This window comes from Algoriella sp., assembly GCF_036647415.1.
GTDB lineage: Bacteria > Bacteroidota > Bacteroidia > Flavobacteriales > Weeksellaceae > Empedobacter.
In genome coordinates this window covers 1-7,265 of record NZ_JAVXKG010000062.1, presented here as the reverse complement: position 1 = coordinate 7,265, position 7,265 = coordinate 1, and the positions used below count along the sequence as shown (strand labels likewise).

Below are 7,265 nucleotides of genomic sequence, written 5' to 3'. Positions count from 1 at the left end.
ACATTCAACTTGAATGTTAAAGTATAATCGCGTTGAGTACGCTTTGTATAAACTCTCTCTTCTTTCATAATGATACTTTTTTCTGTATCATTATTTCAGGACGAGACATAATTGCATAAAAAAACCTCGAACAATGTTCGAGGTTTTTTTTATTCTTATAAAAAGAAAGATTATTCTTCTGTAGATGGAGCTTCTTCTGTAGCAACTTCTTCGATAATTTCTTCTTCTTTTTTAGCTTTCTTATCGTTAGCATAAATAGGATTGTCAAAATTGAAGAAAGAACCTTCTTCAGTATTTGCTTTTTTCGCTTTTTCAGCATCCATTTTTGCGATTTCTGCTCTAGTTTTAGCAGCTTCTTCAGCAGCTTTGATAGATGCAGCATCTGCAACGATTTCAAATCCAAAGTCAACTTCAACTTCTCTATGGAAACGTACTTTTGCTTCGTATTTTCCTAAACGTTTGATAGTATTTCCAGGGATTTTGATGTTTTTCTTCTCAACATCAACACCAGCTTTTACTAATGCAGCAGCTAAATCACCGTTGTTAACAGATCCAAATAATTTGTCTCCTGTTCCAACTTTAGCTTCTAATTTAACTACTAAACCATCTAATTTCTCAGACTTTGTTTTAGCAGCAGCGATTAAAGATGCTTCTTCAGCTTTACGAGTTTCTAAAACTTCGTTTAATTCTTTAACGTTTTTTGGTGTAGCTACAGAAACTAGTCCACGAGGGATTAAAAAGTTACGTGCGTATCCAGGTTTTACTGAAACAACTTCAAATTCAAAACCTAAACCTTCTACATCTTGTCTTAAAATTACGTTCATGATATTTTAATTTTAGGTTTTATTATTTTAATTGATCTCCAATAAATGGCATTAATGCTAAGTGACGAGCTCTTTTGATCGCTTTAGAAACTTTTCTTTGGTATTTTAAAGATGTTCCTGTGTAACGACGAGGTAAAATTTTACCTTGCTCATTCACGAATTGAATTAAGAAATCAGCGTCTTTATAGTCAACGTATTTGATTCCAAATTTTTTGAAACGACAATATTTTGTATTAGATTGTGTTTCGATATCTAGGGGAGATAAATAACGGATTTCTGATTCGTTACCACCTGCCGCTTTTTTTGCTAAATCGTCAATTGCCATGGCTTAATTACTTGTTAGAGTTAGACTTTAATTTTGTTCTGCGTTTTTCAGCCCAGTCCATACCGTGCTTGTCTAATTTCACAGTTAAGAAACGAAGTACACGCTCATCACGCTTATAGTTTACTTCTAATTGAGATACTAATTCAGCATTCTCAGTTTTAAATTCTACTAAGTGGTAGAATCCATTTCTTTTGTTTTGAATTGAGTAAGCTAATTTTTTTAAGCCCCAATTTTCTTTCGCAACGATTTCTCCTCCGTTAGCAGTAACAAAGTCATTGAATTTATTAACTGCTTCCTCTACCTGAGATTCAGATAGAACGGGAGTCAAAATGAAAACAGTTTCGTAATGTGTCATTTTTAACTTCTTTTAAGTTATTATTATACTAAAATTCGAGGTGCAAATATACAGATAATAATTTGAATATCACAAATGAATAATTATTGAATATTTTTTCAACACGTTAAATGTTGATTTTTATACGATTATTAATTATTTGTAAACTATTTGTATGTTTTTTTTGAAAATAAGTTTGTCAATTGAAAAAAGTGACTTACATTTGTCAACATAAAAGGCTAATGGCTTTTTCATAGGTTTAGGTTGGTTAAGGTTAAAACCCTCGTTTCTACGAGGGTTTTCCTTTTTTTTGTAAAAACATCTTCTTAAATTTGGTAGCATAAATAATAAAGTAAAATTTTATGACTACAAAATACAATTCAATTCCAAACGAGTTATTCGTTAAGAACAGAGCAAAATTTGTAAAAGCAATGAAACCTCGTTCAATTGCTATATTTAATTCAAACGATATTTATCCGATTTCTTCAGATTCTACATTGCCATTTGCGCAACATCGTGATATTTTTTATTTATCTGGAGTAGATCAAGAAGAATCTGTATTGGTACTTTTTCCTGATGCTTATGATCCTAAGTATAAAGAAGTTTTATTTGTTCGTGAAACAAATGAGCACATTGCAATTTGGGAAGGTGAAAAATTATCGAAGGAGCAAGGAACAGCTGTTACAGGAATTAAAACAGTACTTTGGTTACAAGATATGCCAGGTGTTTTACGTAAATTAATGGTTGAAGCCGAAAATGTTTATGTAAATAAAAATGAGCATTATCGTGTTTCTGAAGCGCCACAAGTGGAAACAAGAGAAGATCGTTTCGTAAAGCAATTGAAGCAAGATTATCCAGGACATACATATTTACGTTCTAATCCTATTTTACAACGTTTACGTTCTGTTAAAGAACAGGAAGAAATTGATTTAATTCAACATGCATGTGATATTACAGAAAAAGGATTTCGTAGAATTTTAAATTTTGTAAAACCTAATGTTTGGGAATTTGAGATAGAAGCAGAGTTGGTACACGAATTTGTGAAAAATCGTTCAAAAGGTTTTGCTTATACGCCAATTATCGCTTCAGGGAACAATGCAAATGTTTTACATTATATTCAAAATAATCAACAATGTAAAGATGGTGATTTGATTTTGTTTGATGTAGCTGCAGAATATGCAAATTACTCGTCTGATATGTCGCGTACAATTCCTGTAAATGGACGTTATACAAAACGTCAACGCGAAGTTTATGATGCAATTTTACGTAGTAAAAAAGAAGCGGAAAACTTATTGGTTGCAGGTAATAATTGGTATAAATTCCATGAGGAAATGGGAAATATTTATACATCAGAATTATTAGGTTTAGGTTTGATAGACAAGGCAGATGTTCAAAATGAAAATCCAGAATGGAGAGCTTATCGTAAATATATGATGCACGGAACATCTCATCACATGGGATTGGACACACATGATTATGGTTTATTGACAGATGATTTTGTTGCTGGAATGGTATTTACGAACGAACCAGGATTTTATATTCCTGCAGAAGGTTTCGGAATTCGTTTAGAAGATGATTATGTTATTCAAAAAGAAGGAAATCCATTCAATTTGATGCGTAATATTCCTTTAGAAGCTGATGAAATAGAAGATTTAATGAATAAATAATCTTTATAGATTTATAGTATAAATGAAAAAGGAACTCAAAATTTGAGTTCCTTTTTTTGTATATTATTTTTTTAATAATTAATCGTTAATAGGAGATTCATGACTCGGAATTTCATCCAGACCTAGCATTTCTTTAGCCAATTCAATCATTCTTGGAGTTCCAGTGTGTTTGTTTTTTTCGTCAGAAAGTTTTACAACACCAGTCCAAGGAATATCAATAGAAGAAATTTCTGTCAATTTCATTACAATATTCATTGGTCGTAAATCTGTATCGTTTGTTAAATCTGTTCCGATTCCAAATGATAAACCAATTCGCCCTTTGAAAGCTTTTGTAATCATCTCAACTTTTTCAGAATTTAATCCATCCGAAAAAATAATGGTTTTGAATAGTGGATTAATTCCCATTCTCTCGTAATGAGCAATCGTTTTTTCTCCAAATTCTATCGGATCTCCAGAATCGTGACGAACACCATCAAATAATTTTGATAATTTTTTATCAAATTGACCAAAGAAAACATCCGAAGTGTAAGTGTCTGTAAGTGCAATACCTAAATCGCCGTAATAAACTTTTACCCAACGGTCTAAGCTGATTGAGTTTGCAACTTTGAAACCATATCGTGCTCCATGAAACATAAACCATTCGTGTGCATGTGTACCAATAGGTTTTACACCATATTTGTGTGCGAAATGAACGTTAGATGTTCCTACAAAACTTTTTCCTTTATGGTTTGTTAATTCTTTTACGACTTCATCTTGTACTTCGTAACTATGACGACGTCGTGTACCGAATTCTGCAACAGTAACATCTAATCTGTTGTATAAATCTACTTTGTCGCTTGTTCGTTTGGTAACTTCTTGGTTAGATATACGTTTTGCATCGGTTAATTTGTAATACAATTCGCTGATTAAACATAAAATAGGAACTTCCCACAAAATAGTTCTATACCAATATCCTTCAACTGAAACTTCTACATCTGTTCCGTTTTGTGTGATTTTTACTTCTGACGAATCATAACGATAACCTTGTAAGAAGTCTAAATATGCAGGGCTTAAATAAGGGCAATTTGTTGTGAAAAAATCTTTTTCGGCTTTAGTTAAAGCAAGATTTTGCATTGCATCTATTTCAGCTTGTAAAGCATTAGCAAAACCTTCGGGAAATTGATGTTGACCGCGATTTATAAATTTATAACGAGCAATTACGTCTGGATATAGTTTTGTTACACCAAATTGCATGGTAAATTTATAAAAATCGTTGTCTATGATTGATTTTATTATACTCATTTTTTAGGTTTAATGATTGAAAAAAAATTGAAAATTAAAGATAAAAAAAAACCATCAGTTGTTGATGGTTTTTGTGAATTTTATAGTTTAAAGTAAATTACTTTGTTCTTTTTTCAGTTTTAACTAATTCAAAGTTATAAATAAAAGATACATCTCTGTAAGTTAGGTCAGATAAACCATTAGCACTATTTAAATAGTATCTATTTCTGGCATAAGCAGAGCGAGATGGTAATATAATAACACCTTGAAAATTATACAAATCACTTGTAGACTTGTTTGTAGATTTAAAATGTTTTAAACCTTCAGTAAAATATTTCAACTCACGATTTGCTCTTGTTACTCCATTTTTAACTTCTAGTTCTGTCGGCATAAAGTAATAGAATTCTGGGTCAGGTAAAGCAGAACCATCTCCTGTATTAAATGTTGCACCTCCATTTCCTAGAGTAATATTTCCGTAATATTTTTTTGAAGAATTGTCAGTACTCGTTAAATCATCTGTAGATTTAAAAATTGTTGTTTGGTATGATAAATATATTTTTGTATCATCATTAGATACTATATTTTCACCTGTGCCAACATGATTTGGGTTTTGAGCATACCAATAACCAGCAGCATCGTATTTTGCTAATGTTTTTAATGAAGGATAATTGTTATCACTATCATCTTTATCATCAAATTTAGTAAGTTTACCATTTTCTGGAGAAAAGTAATAGTCATTCAGAAATTGTTCTATAGCCTTGTCATCCAAAGAATTTCTACTTTCAATTGTCATCTTATCTACACTGTCATCATCATTATTACAGCTAACTAAAAAAGCAGAACAAGCAATTAAAGTAACAAAGAATTTCTTTATCATATTATTTCGATTTAAATTGCGAATTTAGAAAAATATTGTTCTAAATCCTATAAATATTGAGTTTAATATGAGATTAGATAAATTTCTTTGGAGTGTAAGATATTATAAAACCAGAACATTGGCTACAGATGCATGTAAAAAGAACCGTATCAAAGTAAACGGAGTTGTTGCAAAAGCGTCGAGAGAAATTATAGCAAGTGATGCATTAGAAGTCAAAAAAGATCAAATTAATTTGTCTTTTAAGGTAATTCAAGTCCCAAAAAATAGAATTGGAGCAAAATTGTTAACTCTACATATTGTAGATACAACGTCAAAAGAAGAGTACGAATTATTAGAATTACGTAAACTTTCGCAAGATTATTATCGAGAAAGAGGTGAGGGAAGACCAACCAAAAAAGATCGTCGCGAATTAGATGATTATATTTCGGATAATAATGAAGAAGATATAATAGTAGCAGAAGATTTGGATTAATTCCGAATCTTCTCTACCTTCAAATGATTCATGATCTGATCCAAAACTTCTAATGTACTTTGATTAGAAACATTGATTGTATATTTTGCTTTTTCGTAATATTGATTACGTTCAAAAAGATGTTTTGCAACAAATTCTGTCAATTCCTCATTTGTTAAATGAGCGATCAGAGGACGAGTTCCTTTTTTGTTTTCCAATCGTTTTACCAATTGAGATAATTGTACACGAATAAAAAATGAAACAGAGTTTTTCGTAATTTCTTCCATATTGTTGTAATAAACAGGAGTTCCACCTCCTAAAGAAAGTACAATATTCGTATTGGTTAAAATTTCGTGCAAAGCTTCACGTTCTTTTTTTCGAAAACCTAATTCGCCTTCATTCGCAAATATATCAGCTATTTTTGTTTGGTATTTTTGTTCTATAAATTGATCTAAATCTATAAATTCATATCCAATTGCTTTGGCCAAATCTTTTCCAGTAGTCGTTTTTCCACTACCCATATAACCAATTAAAGAAATAATCATCTTAAAAATAAATAAAGTTAAGTTATTAATCTACAGGTAAATCTTCTGAATAATAAATAGTTAAACGCGCATAATCACTATGTGTGTCAATTTGATACGAATATGTGTTTTCTAAGCGATTAGCATCATAGCGTTCTACATTATATGTAATCTTAAAATCTTCATTTGTAACAGTGGCGTTAGAGTGATGATATTTAGATTTTGGAGCAACTTTCTTAATATCTGTTCTATATTGATTAAGATATTTTATCGGAAAAGAATACGTTAATTTATAGACAATTTCTTGAGAAATCTGTAGAGCTGTAACTTTATTTAAGAAAAATACACCTTGATTTGTATTCTTAATTTTTAAAGAATCTACACGCTCAGGATTCTGAATGTATAAATTTTTACCAAGTTTTGATACTTTAAAACAACGATCATTCATCTTTTGATGAATAATTTGCGGATCTTCTTTTATTAACTCTTTTAATTCTTTTAAAGTTAAATTAGATAAATGCGCATCTTTCGTCATTTGATTACAATTGTTTGCATATTCAGAATCGGGAACATCTGCCTCAGAATGTTCTTTGTTTTTACAAGATGCAACGGTAAATAATACAATAACGATATATAAAATCTTCTTCTTCATTATAAAAATCAGTCTAAAATTAGCTTTTATTCAAAAATTACTTCAGCTAATACATCGATTTGTTGGTTGACAAATATACTATATAAATTATTTAACAATTAGAAAAAATCAACTTTCTAAAAGATTAAATTAATATAAAATCAACATCTAATTAGTAGTTCGCAATAATATTCTTAAAAATAACCTATTTTAAGTTCTTAAAACCGAAATGATTAATAACTAATTTACAAAAAACTTCAAAAAACGTTTGTTAAATTAGTATTAATCGCCCTATATTTGCACTCGATTTAAGAACAAGACCTGGTAGCTCAGTTGGTAGAGCACAACACTTTTAATGTTGGGGTCCTGGGT

8 protein-coding genes and 1 pseudogene are annotated in these 7,265 nt (G+C 30.4%); 2 read left to right on the top strand and 7 right to left on the bottom strand.

The window, feature by feature from the left end; translation table 11 throughout:
* Positions 1-326: 326 nt before the first annotated feature.
* The 3 genes and pseudogenes from rplI to rpsF all read right to left on the bottom strand — a co-directional run.
* Positions 327-824, bottom strand: a pseudogene (rplI, locus tag RSC72_RS15605) (50S ribosomal protein L9); the annotation flags it as partial.
* Between the two features lie 22 nt (positions 825-846).
* Complete coding sequence (gene rpsR / locus RSC72_RS15600) at positions 847-1,149, bottom strand: 30S ribosomal protein S18 (protein WP_332546661.1); 303 nt, start codon at positions 1,147-1,149, stop codon at positions 847-849.
* Between the two features lie 7 nt (positions 1,150-1,156).
* On the bottom strand, positions 1,157-1,504 hold the full coding sequence (gene rpsF / locus RSC72_RS15595) for a 30S ribosomal protein S6 (protein WP_332546663.1): 348 nt from the start codon (positions 1,502-1,504) through the stop codon (positions 1,157-1,159).
* Positions 1,505-1,845: 341 nt separating this feature from the next.
* Between rpsF and RSC72_RS15590 the strand changes: the two genes are divergently transcribed.
* On the top strand, positions 1,846-3,150 hold the full coding sequence (locus tag RSC72_RS15590) for an aminopeptidase P family protein (RefSeq protein ID WP_332546665.1): 1,305 nt from the start codon (positions 1,846-1,848) through the stop codon (positions 3,148-3,150).
* Between the two features lie 78 nt (positions 3,151-3,228).
* On the opposite strand, the gene pncB is transcribed toward RSC72_RS15590, so the two are convergent.
* Positions 3,229-4,431 (bottom strand): nicotinate phosphoribosyltransferase, encoded by a 1,203-nt coding sequence (gene pncB, locus RSC72_RS15585; RefSeq protein WP_332546667.1) that lies wholly within the window; start codon positions 4,429-4,431, stop codon positions 3,229-3,231.
* A gap of 97 nt (positions 4,432-4,528) precedes the next feature.
* Positions 4,529-5,287 (bottom strand): hypothetical protein, encoded by a 759-nt coding sequence (locus tag RSC72_RS15580; protein ID WP_332546669.1) that lies wholly within the window; start codon positions 5,285-5,287, stop codon positions 4,529-4,531.
* 67 nt (positions 5,288-5,354) lie between these two features.
* Here RSC72_RS15580 and RSC72_RS15575 point away from each other — a divergent pair, with 67 nt between their 5' ends.
* The gene (locus tag RSC72_RS15575; protein ID WP_332546671.1) at positions 5,355-5,759 is read left to right on the top strand and encodes an RNA-binding S4 domain-containing protein; all 405 of its coding nucleotides are present in this window, start codon (positions 5,355-5,357) and stop codon (positions 5,757-5,759) included.
* On the opposite strand, the gene RSC72_RS15570 is transcribed toward RSC72_RS15575, so the two are convergent.
* Both RSC72_RS15570 and RSC72_RS15565 read right to left on the bottom strand, forming a co-directional pair.
* Positions 5,756-6,283, bottom strand: a complete 528-nt coding sequence (locus RSC72_RS15570; RefSeq protein ID WP_332546672.1) for a shikimate kinase — start codon at positions 6,281-6,283, stop codon at positions 5,756-5,758. The genes RSC72_RS15575 and RSC72_RS15570 overlap by 4 nt on opposite strands.
* Before the next feature lie 25 nt (positions 6,284-6,308).
* A complete protein-coding gene (locus RSC72_RS15565; protein WP_332546673.1) occupies positions 6,309-6,914 on the bottom strand; it encodes a hypothetical protein in 606 nt (201 codons plus the stop codon).
* Positions 6,915-7,265 lie beyond the last annotated feature (351 nt).

Coding starts and splice junctions, on each gene's coding strand:
- rpsR (WP_332546661.1), bottom strand. CDS start 1,149: ATGGCAATTGACGATTTAGCAAAAAAAGCGGCAGGTGGTAACGAATCA.
- RSC72_RS15570 (WP_332546672.1), bottom strand. CDS start 6,283: ATGATTATTTCTTTAATTGGTTATATGGGTAGTGGAAAAACGACTACT.
- rpsF (WP_332546663.1), bottom strand. CDS start 1,504: ATGACACATTACGAAACTGTTTTCATTTTGACTCCCGTTCTATCTGAA.
- RSC72_RS15580 (WP_332546669.1), bottom strand. CDS start 5,287: ATGATAAAGAAATTCTTTGTTACTTTAATTGCTTGTTCTGCTTTTTTA.
- RSC72_RS15575 (WP_332546671.1), top strand. CDS start 5,355: ATGAGATTAGATAAATTTCTTTGGAGTGTAAGATATTATAAAACCAGA.
- pncB (WP_332546667.1), bottom strand. CDS start 4,431: ATGAGTATAATAAAATCAATCATAGACAACGATTTTTATAAATTTACC.
- RSC72_RS15590 (WP_332546665.1), top strand. CDS start 1,846: ATGACTACAAAATACAATTCAATTCCAAACGAGTTATTCGTTAAGAAC.
- RSC72_RS15565 (WP_332546673.1), bottom strand. CDS start 6,914: ATGAAGAAGAAGATTTTATATATCGTTATTGTATTATTTACCGTTGCA.